Origin of the sequence: Bradyrhizobium japonicum USDA 6 (assembly GCF_000284375.1) — a bacterium.
GTDB classification, from domain to species: domain Bacteria; phylum Pseudomonadota; class Alphaproteobacteria; order Rhizobiales; family Xanthobacteraceae; genus Bradyrhizobium; species Bradyrhizobium japonicum.
This window is the reverse complement of the sequence record NC_017249.1, coordinates 2,580,961-2,594,820: the sequence shown is the minus strand read 5'-3', so window position 1 is coordinate 2,594,820 and position 13,860 is coordinate 2,580,961. Positions and strand designations below refer to the sequence as shown.

Sequence of the window (13,860 nt, the reverse complement as noted above, 5' to 3'; positions counted from 1 at the left end):
AAATCTACTGAACCTTCTCGGTCCGCGGCGCCTGCTTGGATTGCAGGAAGTAGATGATCTCGGCGACCGGCCGGAAGAATTCCGCCGGAATCACCTGGTCGACCTGAACCGCCTCATAGAGCGCGCGCGCCAGCGCCTTGTTCTCGATCACCGGGATCCGGTTCTGCTCCGCGACTTCGCGGATCTTCAGCGCGATCACGTCCATGCCCTTGGCGACGACCATGGGCGCTGCATTTTCCTCGCGCTTGTAGCGCAGGGCGATCGCGAAGTGCGTCGGGTTGGCGATCACCAGCGTCGCACGCGAGGCGGACGCGATCATGCGCTGGCGCGAGCGGTCGCGCGCCAGCGAGCGCAGGCGCGCCTTGATCAGGGGATCGCCCTCCGCCTGCTTATGCTCGTCCTTGATCTCCTGCTTGGTCATGCGCAGCTCGCGCCGCCAGTGGAAGCGCGCCCAGGCGAGATCGATCGCGACCAGGACGATGGTGGCGATGCAGATCGCAGAGACGATCCGCATCGCGATGTTGAGAATCATCTCCGGCAGCGCGACCGGATCCGTGTACATCGCCTCGAACGCCCTGGCTTCGGACGAGCGCAGCACGAACACGACGACGACCGTCACCGAGACGAGCTTGAACAGCGACTTGGCGAATTCGACGAGGCCCTGGGTTCCGAACAGCCGGCTCCAGCCGCTGATCGGGGAGATTCGCGACAGCTGCGGCTTGATGCGCTCCAGCACCAGGCGCGGCGCATTCTGCAGCAACGATGCGGCGAGGCCGAACACCGCCAGGATGACGACCAGCGGCACCAGGAATCGCAACGCCTCGAGCCCCACCACCGTGAGCAGGTTGCGCGCGTCCGCACCGTTGCTGAGAGGGAAGCCCTCGGGATCGTCGAGCAGGCTCTTCAGTGTCGGCGTCAATTGCTGTACGCCCTGGCCGATCAGGAACGCCTGGATCACCATCAGCGCGGCCATCGAGGCGAAGATAGAAGCCTCCCGAGAGACCGGGATTTTGCCCTGTTCGAGCGAATCGCGGACTTTCTTCTCGGTCGGCTCTTCTGTCTTGCTCTCCTGATCGGATGTTTCTGCCATGCCCGTTCAGCGGTCAGCGGAAGACCAGCTCATCCTCCTGCTCGGGGTTGAGCTCGATTTCGCCCTTTTCCGCCAGGTCGAGTGCAAGGTCGGTGATGACGCGGCGCGCCTCCAGCACGTCGCGCTGGTTCGACGGCTCGCCGATGGCGAGTTCGTGCTCGACGACGCGGCGGACGCGCGAGGCAACCGAGGACAGGATGAGTTCGCGGAAATGCTTGTCGGTGCCCTTCAGCGCGATAACGATGCGATCGGTCGGCACCTGATCGAAGATCATGGTGCGCGCCTTCGGGGTCAGATTGACCACGTCATCGAAGGTGAACAGCAGTTCCTTCAGAACTTCGGCCGACTTCGGACGCTTCTCCGACAAGCTCTTCAGCATGTCCTCGATATGGCCGCGCTCCATCTTGTTGATGATGTCCGCAACGCGCGCGTAGGTGTCGGCGCCGAGGTTGCGGGCGAAATTGAGCGTCAGGTCCTCGTGCAAGGTCTTCTCGAGGACTTTCATGGCGTCGTCAACGATCGGCTTGAGGCTGAGGACGCGCCGCATCAGCTCGTTGCGCAGGCTCGACGGCAGCTGGCTCATCACCTTGGCGGCGCAGGACGGCTTGACCTTGGACAGGATCAGCGCCGCGGTTTGCGGATGTTCCTTGGAGAGGTATGTCGCCAGCGAGTTTTCCGACACCGACGAGACGCGGTCCCACACCGAGCGGCTCGAATTGCCGAGCAGGTCCGACATGATTGCCGAGACCTGGTCGGCCGGCAGCACGTCGCCGAGCACGGCTTCGAGACCGCCGATGGTGCCGAGAATGTTGGCGCCCATCGAGAATTGCTGGGCGAACTCCTCGACAATCGACTCGAGCTCCTGCGCAGTGATCGGCCGCAACTCGGCCGCGGCCTTGGTGACGATGCGGATATCCTGCGGCTCGAACTGCGAGAGCACGCTGGCAGCCGCCTGCCGGCCCATGGCAAGCAGGAGTGCCGCGACCTTTTCCGTTCCGCCCAGCGTGGCAACGCCTCGCTGCTTGATAGGAGCGACGCCGACCTGTGCCGCCATGATCAGGTATCACCCTGCCCCAGCGGTCCGACGATCTCCGTGAGCGAAACGCCGAAGCGGGAATTGTCCTCTTCGACGACGACCACTTCGCCGCGGGCAACGACGCGGCCATTGACCACGACGTCGACGGGCTCGCCGACGCGGTGATCGAGTGGAACCACCGCGCCGCGGCCGAGCTTCATCAGGTTCGCGACCGGAATGGTCGCTGATCCCAGCACCACCTGCATCGTGACGGGAATGCGCAGGATGGCATCGACATTGGCGAATTTGCCGGTTTCCTCCGCCGTGCGCGCGGCGATCTCCGCCAGCCGCTCCAGCGGAGACGCATCGGTCTCTCCCGATGCCGATGCAGACTCATATTCGAAAGATTGCGCCATTTGGTATCGCCTCTTGGTATTTCTGCTCCCGGAGCGCCGCGACGTTCCGATCGTACGTGTCCTGCAAGTCCCGAATTCAATGCTTGTTCGCTTCGGCGCCGCTCACGGTTGCGGTCGGTTGAAGCCCGCTCCGCGCATCGAGCGCCGCGATCGCCTCGTGGGCCTGATCTATCTTCGTGCTCAGCACGTTGGCGAGCCGGCCGAGATTTGCGGTGGAATCATGCGCGGCGGTGATGACGGTGTCGAAGGCACCCGCCGTCTCGTGGACGATGGTCGAGAACTCGCCCTGATAGCTGCGCAGCCGCGCCAATTCGCGGTGCATCCGGGTCACCCTCATGCTGGTGAAGGCCAGCGCGATCAGCAGCACGGCATCAACGAGATAGGATATCATCGACGAACTCCCGCTTCTGATCGACGGGATCGGCCACCTGCATGGCGTAATAGCCATCGAGCTGGCCGATCTGACACCAGAACAGCACCTGGTTGTTGCTCTCGAGCCGGGCCAGCGTGCGCGGCGTGGCTTCGAGCTCGAGCACCTGGCCTACCTTGAATTGCACGACATCCTCGAGGGAAATCATCTTCTCGTCGAGCACCGCGCTCAGCGTCACTTCGGTGCGGTGAACCTCGCTCTCCATCTGCTCGCGCCAGCGCGGATCAGCCGCGCGGCCGTCGCTGACGACGACGGTTGCGAGCTTCTGCCTGAGCGGATTGAGCGCGGAGTGCGGAATGATCAGGAACATCTGGCCGCCGCGATAGAGCGCCTGCACCATCATGTTCGCGCAGATCGACATGTTGCTGGCGCGCCCAATCGCGAGCGACGCCATCGCCGTCTCGACTCGCTCGACACGGAAGGTGACATTGGAGGTGCCGGCGAAGGCGCCCTGCAGCGCCTTGGCGAACCGCTCAAACAGTGCCTGGACCAGCCGGATCTCGATGTTCGAGAAGGTGCGTTCGACGTCGAGCGGCGGTTCGGCGCCGTCGGAGCCGAACATCGCCTCGACCATGGTGAACACGAAGTCGCGATCCAGCATGATGATGACGCGCGAGTCCCACTGCTCGGCATAGAGCACGGCGGCGACCGCGTTGCCCTCGTAGTCCTTGATGATATCGCCGAGCGGGTCGTTGGTGATGCCGTTGACGGAGAAATAGCACGGCGTTCCCGCCATCGGCTGCAGGCTGTCGGTGCACGATGCCGCCATGCGATCGAAGATCACATTGAGCATCGGCATGCGTTCGATCGATATGCCGGCGGCGTCCAGCAGGTAGTTCGGCAGCTGCTTCCGCTGATCGACGTCGAGGTCTTCCATCGTCATGCGCGAGCAGCCTTCGGTTCAGCCTCGGTCACGACGGCCTTGGGACCTGCAATCGTCTCGTTTTCGACCACGTCGATCGACGGCCGTTCGCCGCTCGCGATCATCTTGCGCCCGTGCTCGACGGCGATCTGCGGCATGGCGCCGTTCATGAACGCCAGCAGCGTCTGCTTGACGATGATGTAGGGCCGGCAGCGCTTCTCTCGCGTCATCTTGATCTTCAGCGCGAAGGGCGAGAGGACGCCGTAGGACAGGAAGATGCCGGCAAAGGTGCCGACGAGCGCCGCGCCGATGAAGCCGCCGAGGAGCTTCGGCGACTGGTCGAGCGCGCCCATGGCCTTGATGACGCCGAGCACGGCGGCGACGATGCCGAGCGCCGGCAGCGCCTCGGACACGACCACCATCGAATTGTAGGGCGCCAGCTTGGCCTTCACGATGGTGTGGATCTCCTCGTCCATCAGCGCTTCGATCTCGTGCGTGCGCGCATTGCCCATGATGATGAGGCGGACATAGTCGCAGATGAACTGCAGCAACGGCGGGTCGCCGAGCACGCTCGGGAACGCCTTGAAGATCTCGGAGGAGGCCGGGTCGTCGATATGGGCCTCGACCTCGTTGCGGCCCTTGCCCCGCAGCTCCCGCATCAGGGCATGGAGCGCTCCGAGCAGATCGAGGTAATAGCGCTCGCTTGGCACCGCACCGGTGATGGCCTGCATGCAGGCCACGCCGGTATCAACGACGGTTTTCCAGGGGTTGGCGACGATGAAGGTGCCGACCGCGGTGCCCATGATGATCACGAATTCCCACGGCTGCATGAGCACGGCCAGATGCCCGCCCATGGCGGCAAATCCGCCGAGCAGTGCCGCTACCGTGATGAAAATCCCCACGAAACTGAGCAACGCGCCACTCCATCGCCGATCCCATCGGGAGTATCTAGTCGGCGACGCTTGCGCGAGGCTGGCTTCGCGGTCGCCAGCCCCGCGCAAGCAATTGGCGGCAGCTTGAGACGATGTCGCAACGGCGGCCAGAGGGGCGCGTGCCATGCTATCGACGATCGCGGACTACACCAGACTGACCAAGGACATGGGCAAATCGCTGACGCAGGTCGCGGCCCAGCCGGACGTCAGCCGCGACACCGATTATTTTCTCAGCCATATCGGCAATGTGAAGACGATCGACGACTTCCTGAAGGACTATCGCCTCTACTCCTACGCGATGAAGGCCTTTGGTCTCAGCGACATGACCTACGCCAAGGCGTTCATGCGCAAGGTGCTGACCGAGGGTGTCTCCGACCCCAAGAGCTTCGCCAACAAGCTGACCGACACCCGCTACCGGCAATTCGCCGCCGCCTTCAATTTCGCCGCCCTCGGCGACAAAGCGACCCAGACCGCCGCGGCCACGACCGGTACGGCGACCCAATACGTCACGCAGACGATGGAGGAGAAGGCCGGCGACCAGAACGAGGGTCTGCGGCTGGCGCTCTATTTCACCCGCAAGGCGTCCACCATCAGCACCTCCTACCAGATCCTCGCCGACAAGGCGATGACGCAGGTGGTCCAGACCGCGCTCGGCCTGCCGTCGACCATCAGCGCGGCGGACATCGACGCCCAGGCCAAGTTGATCACGAGCAAGATCGACCTCACCGATTTCCAGGACCCGGCCAAGGTCACCAAGTTCGTGCAGCGCTTCGCCGCGATGTGGGATGCGACCCAGGCCCAGAACGACATCAACAACGGCAACTCGACCAACTCCGCGCTGGTCCTGATCGGCGGCGCGTCGTCGATGGCCGGCATGGATACCGACATGCTCACGAAGCTTCAGTCCATCCGGTTGGGAAGGTAACTCATGCAATCGGCCCTCTATGTGGGATTGTCGGCGCAGGTCGCCCTCGATAAGCGCCTCCAGACGATCGCCAACAACGTCGCCAACGTCAACACGGCGGCATTCCGCACCGACGTCGTGAAGTTCGAGACCGTGCTGTCGAAGGCCGGCGCGAACCCGGTCGCCTTCTCCTCGCCCGGCGACAACATCATCTCGCGCGAGATGGGCAGCATCACCGAGAGCGGCAACCCGCTCGACGTCGCCGTGGTCGGACAGGGCTGGATCGCCTTCGCCGGCCCGAACGGCACGGTCTATACGCGCGACGGCCGCCTCCAGATCGCCGCCAACGGGGATCTTCAGACCGTGTCCGGCTTCCCCGTGATCGATGCCGGCGGCGCGCAGATCACGCTCGACCCGAACGGCGGACCGATCGCGATCGCCCGCAGCGGCGCGATCACCCAGGACAACAACGAGATCGGCTCCATCGGCCTGTTCAACATTCCCGCCGATGCCAATCTCGAGCGCTACGGCAATTCCGGCGTCACGCCGGACCGGCCCGCGACCGCCATCGCCGATTTCTCCCGCGACGGCTTCAAGCAGGGCTATGTCGAGGGCTCCGGCGCCAATCCGATGATGGAATTGACCAAGCTGATCGCGGCTTCGCGCGCTTTCGACGGCACCAATTCGATGATCGAGGGCACCGAGAGCTCGCTCCAGAACGCAATCCGGACGCTGGGCGAGCCCGGTAAGTAGACTGCGCTGCATGCGCATTGAGGGTGGACGGTTTCCTTGAACGCTCTTCGGCAACTCGAGTGGGCGCTGCTGGAGCTTCAGCAGAGCACTCCCCTGGCCAGCGTCAGCGGCGCGATCTCCGAGATCGCTCCGACGCATTTCCGCGTCTCCGGCCTGTCGCGCTTCGTCAGGCTCGGTGAACTGATCGGCGTCAACTCCGGCGGCAAGCCCCAGATCGGCGAGGTGGTGCGGATCGACAGCGAGGGCATCATCGCCAAGCCGTTCGACCGGCAGTTCGCCGGCGGCCTCGGCTCGGTCGCCTACCGAATGCCGCCACTGTCCTTCGCGCCCGATCCGAGTTGGAAGGGCCGCGTCATCAACGCGCTCGGCGCGCCGCTCGACGGACAAGGTCCGCTCACCCCGGGATCGCGCGCCGTCTCGGCGGAAGCCGAGGCGCCGGCGGCGATGAGGCGGGCCCGCGTCCACAAGCCGCTGCGCACCGGCGTGCGCGTCATCGACCTGTTCGCCCCGATCTGCGCCGGCCAGCGCGTCGGCATCTTTGCCGGCTCCGGCGTCGGCAAGTCGACGCTGCTGGCGATGCTGGCCCGCAGCCAGGGCTTTGACACCGTCGTGCTGGCACTCGTCGGCGAACGCGGACGCGAGGTGCGCGAATTCATCGAGGACGTGCTCGGCGCCAACCGCAGCCGCGCCATCACCATCGTATCGACGGGAGATGAAAGCCCGATGATGCGGCGGCTGGCGCCGAAGACCGCCATGGCGGTCGCCGAATATTTCCGTGACCGGGGCGAATCGGTCCTGCTGGTGGTCGATTCGATCACCCGTTTCGCCCATGCCGCCCGCGAGGTCGCCCTCGCCGCCGGCGAGCCTGCGGTCGCCCGCGGTTATGCACCGACGGTCTTCACCGACCTGCCCCGCCTGCTGGAGCGCGCCGGCCCCGGCGAGGAGGGATCCGGGACGATTACCGGCATTTTCTCCGTGCTGGTCGACGGCGACGATCACAACGAGCCGATCGCCGACACCATCCGCAGCACCCTCGACGGCCACATCGTGCTCTCCAGGCACATCGCCGACCAGGCGCGCTATCCCGCCGTCGACGTTCTGGCCTCGGTCTCCCGCCTCGCCCACAACGTCTGGGACCCCGAGGAGCGCGAATTGGTGAGCAAGCTGCGCACCATGATCGCCAAATACGAGGACACGCGCGACCTTCGCCTGATGGGCGGATATCAGTCGGGGCGTGATTCGGGTCTCGACCAGGCCGTCGACATGGTCCCGAAAATCTACAGCGCCATGCGGCAGGACGCCTCGGCAGGGCCGAGCGCCGATCCATTCCGCGAGCTGCGAGACATGCTCAAGGGCGACTAGCCGGTCGCGGCCGGCGCGCCCGGCGTCGCCGACCTGCTCATTATCTCGACAGTCGATCACGCATATCCTTACGCCTCCGGCGCATGCGCACCCGTTGCCGACTGCCGCCGTCCGTCGCGCGCGTGCATCAGCCGTTCGGTGGAGATCGTGCCGCCGAGGCGAAGGCGATCCAGCGGACCCGCCTCCCTGTCATTATCACAACAACCGCTGCGTGCAATCCCTACGAATTCCCTTGGCGATTCTGTAACGGATCGCACAAGTTGTGGATGACGCGCCGCTGCGCGTCACCGTCATGCACAAGCTTCCATCAATTTGCATCAACGGCGGACAGCAACAGGCGCGCAATCAAACCGTCGCACATTTGCGTGCAAGTAGCTTGTTACACTGCGTATTACGATCACCATCATGTGTCCTGACAAACGAGATTGTCTTGAACGTTACAATCGCTTCGAGCGACAGCCAGTCTTCGGGAGCGTCTCTACTTGATTTTGTTGAGAAGCTCATTCATCGTTTCGATGGAATACAAGAAACGTCTGCGTGTGACTTGAACTTCAGGGGCTACGGTTGAACAACTCCGATCCATCGTCCGGCTGTGACGGCAACTCGGGCTTTCGTTCGACGACGCTACGATTGGCACACCATCATCGACACAGCTTCTCGCGCCGTATCTCGCAGAGTCCATCTGTCGAGGTCGGCGGCAGAGCAGTCCGTGCTTTCGCGCGAGAGCCGGGCCCTGCGTATGTGTCGGATATTGTGATTGGTACGGCTTCTCGCGAAGGACTCGTGCGCAACGACGGAAGGCGGCTCCGGGGCGCCGCAGACGTGATACCCGGGGCAAGGTAGGAATTCATGCCGTTGGCACGCGAGGCCGTCGAGCTGCTGGTTCAGGCGGCCAGAGCCTGGTATTTCGAAGGCAATCAGCAGGGGTTGCGCGACCGGGAATGGATGGCGCTGCGCTTTCTCCACCGTGCCAACAGGTTCTCGCGCACGCCGTCCGCGCTGGCCGGCTTCATCGGCGCGACCCGGGCCACGGCATCGCAGATCGTGAAGACGCTGGAAGCCAAGTCCTTCCTGGTGCGAAAGCCGTCGCACGAGGACAAGCGGTCCGTGGTGCTGCACGTCACCGCGCAAGGCGAGAAATGCCTGAGCCAGCACGACCCGATCAATCACGTGGTGAACGCGGTCACGTCTCTCGGCACCGACGAATGCGTCAGGCTGCGCGACTCGCTGCGCGAGATCCTCAATCATCTCGACGCGGCCCATCAGCGGCTCGACGCCAGCATCTGCCGCGACTGCATGTTTCTCGCCGAACGCAGTCCCGGCACGGGCAAGGGACGCGCGAGCGCCGAATTCATGTGCCGGCTGTACCGCGCCCCGGTTTCCCTGGAGGAGACCGAGCTCCTCTGCACCAGCTTCGAGCGCACCCGCGACCGCCCGAAGATCGAGGGGCATCTCGACCGCGCGCGCATGGCGAGCCAGGGATGAGGCGGGAGTTCGCGACGTGATGGAACGCGCAAGTTTCGCGCGGATGCGATCGCCGGCGCTTGCGTAAAGTTTCTCAGTGGTATCGTTTTTTGAAACAAGCTGGTTTCCTCCGGTCTCCCGGCTGCGCTGCAAAGCCTCTTGGCGCTGCTGCGCAGAGCCGGGAGCCAAAAAGCAACACGCTACAATGCGGAGAGATCCGGCCCGGCTCTGCATCGTCATTGCGGGAATACTGGATCGCCCGGTCAAGGCCGGGCGATGACAGCGCTGCAGACACACCTATGCACCCTCGCAGCGCATTTCGCCCGAGCTTTGCTTGATCTCTCTGCCCTCGAAGCCAAGAGGGCGCAGGGAAGGCCGGGTGCTGACCTCGCACCCGCGGTCCGCTGCGCGAAAGGTAGCGCAAAGGAGACCGCACAGCAGCATACAGGTGGTGCCAATCACTCGGCCTTCCCTGCGCAGGGAAGTCAAGGCGGCTGAAAATACGAGTTAAATCAATGTCGTGCGCAGCCTGTGTGCACATTGGTGTCGCGATCCGGTGACGGTCCGGCTGCGATAAATGGTATGAATGCCGGTGGAGCCCTGTGGATGGCGGTGAACTCTGGCGGCGGGTGTAACGGTCGCGCTACAATCAGCGGATGACGAATCCATCCACCAAGGTCCTGCTGACGTTGGCCCTGCTAACCGGCCCAGCCGTGACACTTGCCAATTCGCAGACGGCTACCCCTGCCCAGCGTTCGAAGCAAAACGATTTATTCCGCTATTCCTTCAAACTGACTTATAGCCCGGCAAACCGGGTCGAGCTGGCGCGACGGTTTGAGGCCTATTGTCGCGAAGTCCTCGATGCCGTGCCGACCAATACGCCTGCGGAGGATGCGTGGGTGACTACGGAATCAACAACATCTGATGTCAATCGGCTAACTCGGCTGATCTCATCTGTGGAATGGGCGCGGCATCAACTCAAAGACACGTTTTCAGAGTGTCTCGAAAGGGTCGCGTCACTTCAACAAGCTCAAGCGAACAGTTCGCGTTCGGCGGAAGCAGCGCAGTTCGTCAGTTTGGCGTACACCTTCAATCAGGATGCCGATCTAGCCGCGTTCGCCAAACGTGCTGACCTAAAATTCCCGCTTTCGCCTTACGTAAACACATTCCGGCAGGTCTTGATGATTGCGGCAATTCGGACTCTGGATGGGCGCGACGACAAATGACCAAGACGACAATAGTTGCTGCGCTGACGCTTACCGTTCTCGCGACCGACGCTTCGGCTGACGTGCTGAGGTGCAAAATCGAAGGCTTCAGCGACAGCATATTTATCACGTCTCCACCCGATACCAATCAGAACGACGGTCAATACGCGCGCATCGGCATCTCCCCCGGCATCGGCAACAAGGCCTTTGCTTTCGCTGACCGCATGGGGGCTCACGTATTCGTCGAATTGAATGGCGATGGTACACCTGTTGGGCTGTTGACGGTGCAGAAGGATATGCGCGTGATCAATTCACGTCAGTCCATCGATCCTTCGGGCAAGGTTCTTGCGCCATCCCAAACTGCGGGCGTGTGTACTCGATGCGAGTCGCTAAAGGCATGTTCGCCACGATGACCAAGACGGCCATCGCATTGCTGATGCGCGCGCTTCTGCTGACTGCGCAACATGCCGCCGGTGGCTCGTGGGCCGACAGCAGCGACACTCGATGAAAGAGAGTGCAAGTCAATGGCAATAACAAAACCCTACAAACGAACCGTACGGCAGCTCGCGGATGGTAGTTACCAAAACAGTGGAAACGGGCAGTATATTCGGCATGCCGAACACGCTCAGTCACCGCAACACTATTTGCGCGCATTTCAAATCGTTCAGAAGGATCTCATCGAACTATTCGACTATATCGAACCAGCGGACGCCAATCTTCTTTGCTACTCACACCGCATTCTGGAGCTACACGCACGCTGCTGCTTCGAGATAGAAGCAAACTGTGCCGCGATACTGCGAGAGAATGGCTACGCCCGATCTGGTGATTGGACGATGCGCGATTATCGAAAGATAAATGCGTCGCATCGCATGTCGTCGTATGAGGTCAAACTGCCGGCTTGGTCAGGCAACCAGGATACCTTCAAGCCATTTCAGAATTGGTCTGGGCACGAGCAACTGCCGTGGTACCAAGCGTACAATCGCGTCAAGCATTCGAGACATGCGCACTTCACCGATGCCAACCTGGGTAATCTTGTGGAAGCCGCATGTGCATTGGCCGCTATATTTTCCGCTCAGTTCATCAATGAAGACGGCCTACCTGATCATTTGGTTGCAGAATCATCTCGATCTGACGGCTTCGATTTCGCGAGTGGTCATTACTTCTTGATCAAGTTTCCAAATGATTGGCCCATGGAAGAGCGATATGACTTTGATTGGCAAACCTTGAAGACTGAACCGGAGCCGTTTCAAGCGTACACTTATCCAGCAGGAGGCAGTTGGAATTTCGGGCGGCCCAGCGCGCGCGACTGAGCAAGTCGAGACCAGCACGCCGTGGACCAGTGCGGCGTCACTTGATGCGTGGCGGCCACGCGAGGTTGAGCTTGACGCCAAAGAACGCCGATGTGCCGTCCTCTAACTTCAAGCCGCCGACGATCTTGGCGCTGCACTTCCCGGCGAACTCGCCCAGGGCGGTCCGGTATTCCAAAGCCATGTCTCGCCGGAGATAACCAACACAGCATGAATCGATCTCGACCCGCACCGCGTTCGAATCGAACGCATTGCCGTCTTCCGGCACCAAACTAGCAGTCACCTTGATGTCGTGACTTACTTTGCCATTCATCCGATAGAGCGACTCCAGCACGTCTTGATAGTTCGATTCTCCCACCACCGGCACGATCCAGCCACGTCCCGGCGCAAGGTTAGTGTTTGGCCCAAGACCAAATAACCTTCGCCAGAACGCCATATGGCCCTCCCGCCCAGGGGCGTACCTCGCAACCGCGAAAGAACAGCCCTGTGAATAGCTGGGACAAGCGGCCCAATCCTCCTATTGCTACCCTGCATTGTGCCACCGTGGAAGCTCCCGATTCGCTGAACAGTCGGGTTGCCGACCGGAGGTCGATGAGAGGATGACGGCAAAATTCAATCGCCCCTGCGCGTGCGGGAGTGGCAAGAAGTACAAAGACTGTCACTACGGCAAGGAGGATCGCGCCGCGCTTTCGGGTTGGGCAGACGTTTCAATCCTCGACAGAAATCGACTGCTCATAAGAGCGGCGCAGAGCATTTTCGGTTTCCCGCACAGGCGAACGTGGGCCGACTTCAAGCGCGATATTGCAGATGAAGAGATCCGCGAATTCTTCAACGTGCACGGCTCAATGTGGGGTCCGGAAACTAACTGGGTTGGCATCTTGCCAAAGCCGGGTGACGGAAAACTCCGCGGCTTGTATCTGGGCGATGTTCGTCCTGACCTGATCTTGCGTAATCTCATCCGCTTCAGTTTGTATAACGACCAGATCCTGGTCATCGACCCATTTCCAAATGCACGGAATATAAAACCTAAATACAATCCGATTGAGAATCCCGGCAAGTACAAGGCCGAGATGGTCAAACTGATTTACTTCCTTTTTCAAATCGCTCCGTGGGTCGAAACTGGTGTCGTTCAGCTTATTCCAGATCCGGGCGACATCGAACGCGAGTTGCGATTTAAAACGGCGGACTTGGCTCGCGCCAGATTGGCGGATATCGAGCCTGACCCCGTCGATCTAGCAGCCACTTACGAGGTCGGCCGTGACACGCTCAAGCGCTTTCTGTTTGCGCTGGACGATAAAACGATCCTGAGCCAAGTGGAACGATCCGGACAGATCCTCGACGAAGATCAGAAGAAGCTGCTAATCGAATACGCCCGGCGAGAACTGCGCCAAGACCCTATCGCATGGGAGCGACCGGTCGGCGATAATGCAGTCTCGGGCCAGTTGTCGATGATGCGGAGCGGCGTGAATCTCGAAACCGCGCTGCTAATTTGTGACATTACGGGTGCGTTTCCGTACACCAACATGCGGTCACGGTGGCGCGAACTCGTTGCGGCCCGTGACGAATTGAGCGAAACGGCCCGCGTCTGGAGCCCACTCGCCAATACCTTCCAATCTCTGGAATTTAAGTTCCTGAGCAATGTCGACGTTGGATTTGCGACCAGCATTCGCGAGGATGGACGCTTAGAGAGTTTCCGTTCCTTGCTTCGGACCATAGGCAAACAAGCATCCGAGATCAGCAGCCTGACCGCGCTCGACTCATTCGTTCGGGACTCGAAGGATGCGCTCATCGGCGAACACAAAAAAGCGACTGCTGAATGGGACAAAATCCAAGAGTCGTTCGTCAAATGGGCTGGTACCGGCCTAACTGCCGCAACAACAGGGTTGATGACGGGGCATATGGCAGTCGATACGGCAGCCTTATCTGGAGCAGTCCTCAACACGATAAGTCAATTGGGGTTGCGTCACATGCGGAAAGCCAGCTTCCGCAAGTCCAACCCGATGTCTGTGTTCATCGACCTGTCAGAAAAAGAATTGCGCGGCACCACAATTTATTGAGCCTGCCACGCCGGTTGCGTCCTGTTGGCAAAAAAGACTTCGATGCGGGCGCGCACATAGAAG

At 61.5% G+C, this 13,860-nt stretch carries 15 protein-coding genes; 8 read left to right on the top strand and 7 right to left on the bottom strand.

Features of this window, described 5'->3' with window-relative positions; genetic code table 11:
* Positions 1-4: 4 nt before the first annotated feature.
* From flhB to motA, 6 genes are all read right to left on the bottom strand, one after another.
* On the bottom strand, positions 5-1,090 hold the full coding sequence (gene flhB / locus BJ6T_RS12150; RefSeq protein WP_014492657.1) for a flagellar biosynthesis protein FlhB: 1,086 nt from the start codon (positions 1,088-1,090) through the stop codon (positions 5-7).
* Between the two features lie 13 nt (positions 1,091-1,103).
* Entirely contained in the window at positions 1,104-2,144 is a 1,041-nt protein-coding gene (locus tag BJ6T_RS12145) for a flagellar motor switch protein FliG (protein WP_014492656.1), read from the bottom strand.
* A gap of 2 nt (positions 2,145-2,146) precedes the next feature.
* Positions 2,147-2,521 (bottom strand): flagellar motor switch protein FliN, encoded by a 375-nt coding sequence (fliN, locus tag BJ6T_RS12140; RefSeq protein WP_014492655.1) that lies wholly within the window; start codon positions 2,519-2,521, stop codon positions 2,147-2,149.
* A gap of 76 nt (positions 2,522-2,597) precedes the next feature.
* Positions 2,598-2,912, bottom strand: a complete 315-nt coding sequence (locus tag BJ6T_RS12135) for a hypothetical protein (protein ID WP_014492654.1) — start codon at positions 2,910-2,912, stop codon at positions 2,598-2,600.
* On the bottom strand, positions 2,893-3,834 hold the full coding sequence (locus BJ6T_RS12130; RefSeq protein ID WP_014492653.1) for a flagellar motor switch protein FliM: 942 nt from the start codon (positions 3,832-3,834) through the stop codon (positions 2,893-2,895). Before BJ6T_RS12130 ends, BJ6T_RS12135 begins: the two co-directional genes overlap by 20 nt.
* Positions 3,831-4,727, bottom strand: coding sequence for a flagellar motor stator protein MotA (motA, locus tag BJ6T_RS12125; RefSeq protein ID WP_014492652.1), 897 nt, complete (start codon positions 4,725-4,727; stop codon positions 3,831-3,833). Before motA ends, BJ6T_RS12130 begins: the two co-directional genes overlap by 4 nt.
* 142 nt (positions 4,728-4,869) lie before the next feature.
* Here motA and BJ6T_RS12120 point away from each other — a divergent pair, with 142 nt between their 5' ends.
* From BJ6T_RS12120 to BJ6T_RS43290, 7 genes are all read left to right on the top strand, one after another.
* Positions 4,870-5,670, top strand: coding sequence for a DUF1217 domain-containing protein (locus tag BJ6T_RS12120; RefSeq protein WP_014492651.1), 801 nt, complete (start codon positions 4,870-4,872; stop codon positions 5,668-5,670).
* A 3-nt stretch (positions 5,671-5,673) separates the two neighbouring features.
* Entirely contained in the window at positions 5,674-6,402 is a 729-nt protein-coding gene (gene flgF, locus BJ6T_RS12115; protein WP_014492650.1) for a flagellar basal-body rod protein FlgF, read from the top strand.
* 36 nt (positions 6,403-6,438) lie between these two features.
* Positions 6,439-7,764 (top strand): flagellar protein export ATPase FliI, encoded by a 1,326-nt coding sequence (gene fliI / locus BJ6T_RS12110; RefSeq protein ID WP_014492649.1) that lies wholly within the window; start codon positions 6,439-6,441, stop codon positions 7,762-7,764.
* A gap of 849 nt (positions 7,765-8,613) precedes the next feature.
* Positions 8,614-9,249, top strand: a complete 636-nt coding sequence (locus BJ6T_RS12105) for a MarR family winged helix-turn-helix transcriptional regulator (RefSeq protein ID WP_014492648.1) — start codon at positions 8,614-8,616, stop codon at positions 9,247-9,249.
* Between the two features lie 635 nt (positions 9,250-9,884).
* Positions 9,885-10,454 (top strand): DUF1926 domain-containing protein, encoded by a 570-nt coding sequence (locus BJ6T_RS12100; protein WP_014492647.1) that lies wholly within the window; start codon positions 9,885-9,887, stop codon positions 10,452-10,454.
* Complete coding sequence (locus BJ6T_RS12095; RefSeq protein ID WP_014492646.1) at positions 10,451-10,846, top strand: hypothetical protein; 396 nt, start codon at positions 10,451-10,453, stop codon at positions 10,844-10,846. Before BJ6T_RS12100 ends, BJ6T_RS12095 begins: the two co-directional genes overlap by 4 nt.
* 111 nt (positions 10,847-10,957) lie before the next feature.
* The gene (locus BJ6T_RS43290) at positions 10,958-11,743 is read left to right on the top strand and encodes a hypothetical protein (RefSeq protein WP_014492645.1); all 786 of its coding nucleotides are present in this window, start codon (positions 10,958-10,960) and stop codon (positions 11,741-11,743) included.
* A 37-nt stretch (positions 11,744-11,780) separates the two neighbouring features.
* Here BJ6T_RS43290 and BJ6T_RS12090 read toward each other — a convergent pair whose 3' ends face one another.
* Positions 11,781-12,176, bottom strand: coding sequence for a hypothetical protein (locus BJ6T_RS12090; protein ID WP_014492644.1), 396 nt, complete (start codon positions 12,174-12,176; stop codon positions 11,781-11,783).
* A gap of 163 nt (positions 12,177-12,339) precedes the next feature.
* Between BJ6T_RS12090 and BJ6T_RS12085 the strand changes: the two genes are divergently transcribed.
* Positions 12,340-13,797: a YecA family protein gene (locus BJ6T_RS12085; RefSeq protein ID WP_014492643.1), complete on the top strand. Its 1,458-nt coding sequence runs from the start codon at positions 12,340-12,342 to the stop codon at positions 13,795-13,797.
* The last annotated feature ends 63 nt before the right edge of the window (positions 13,798-13,860 follow it).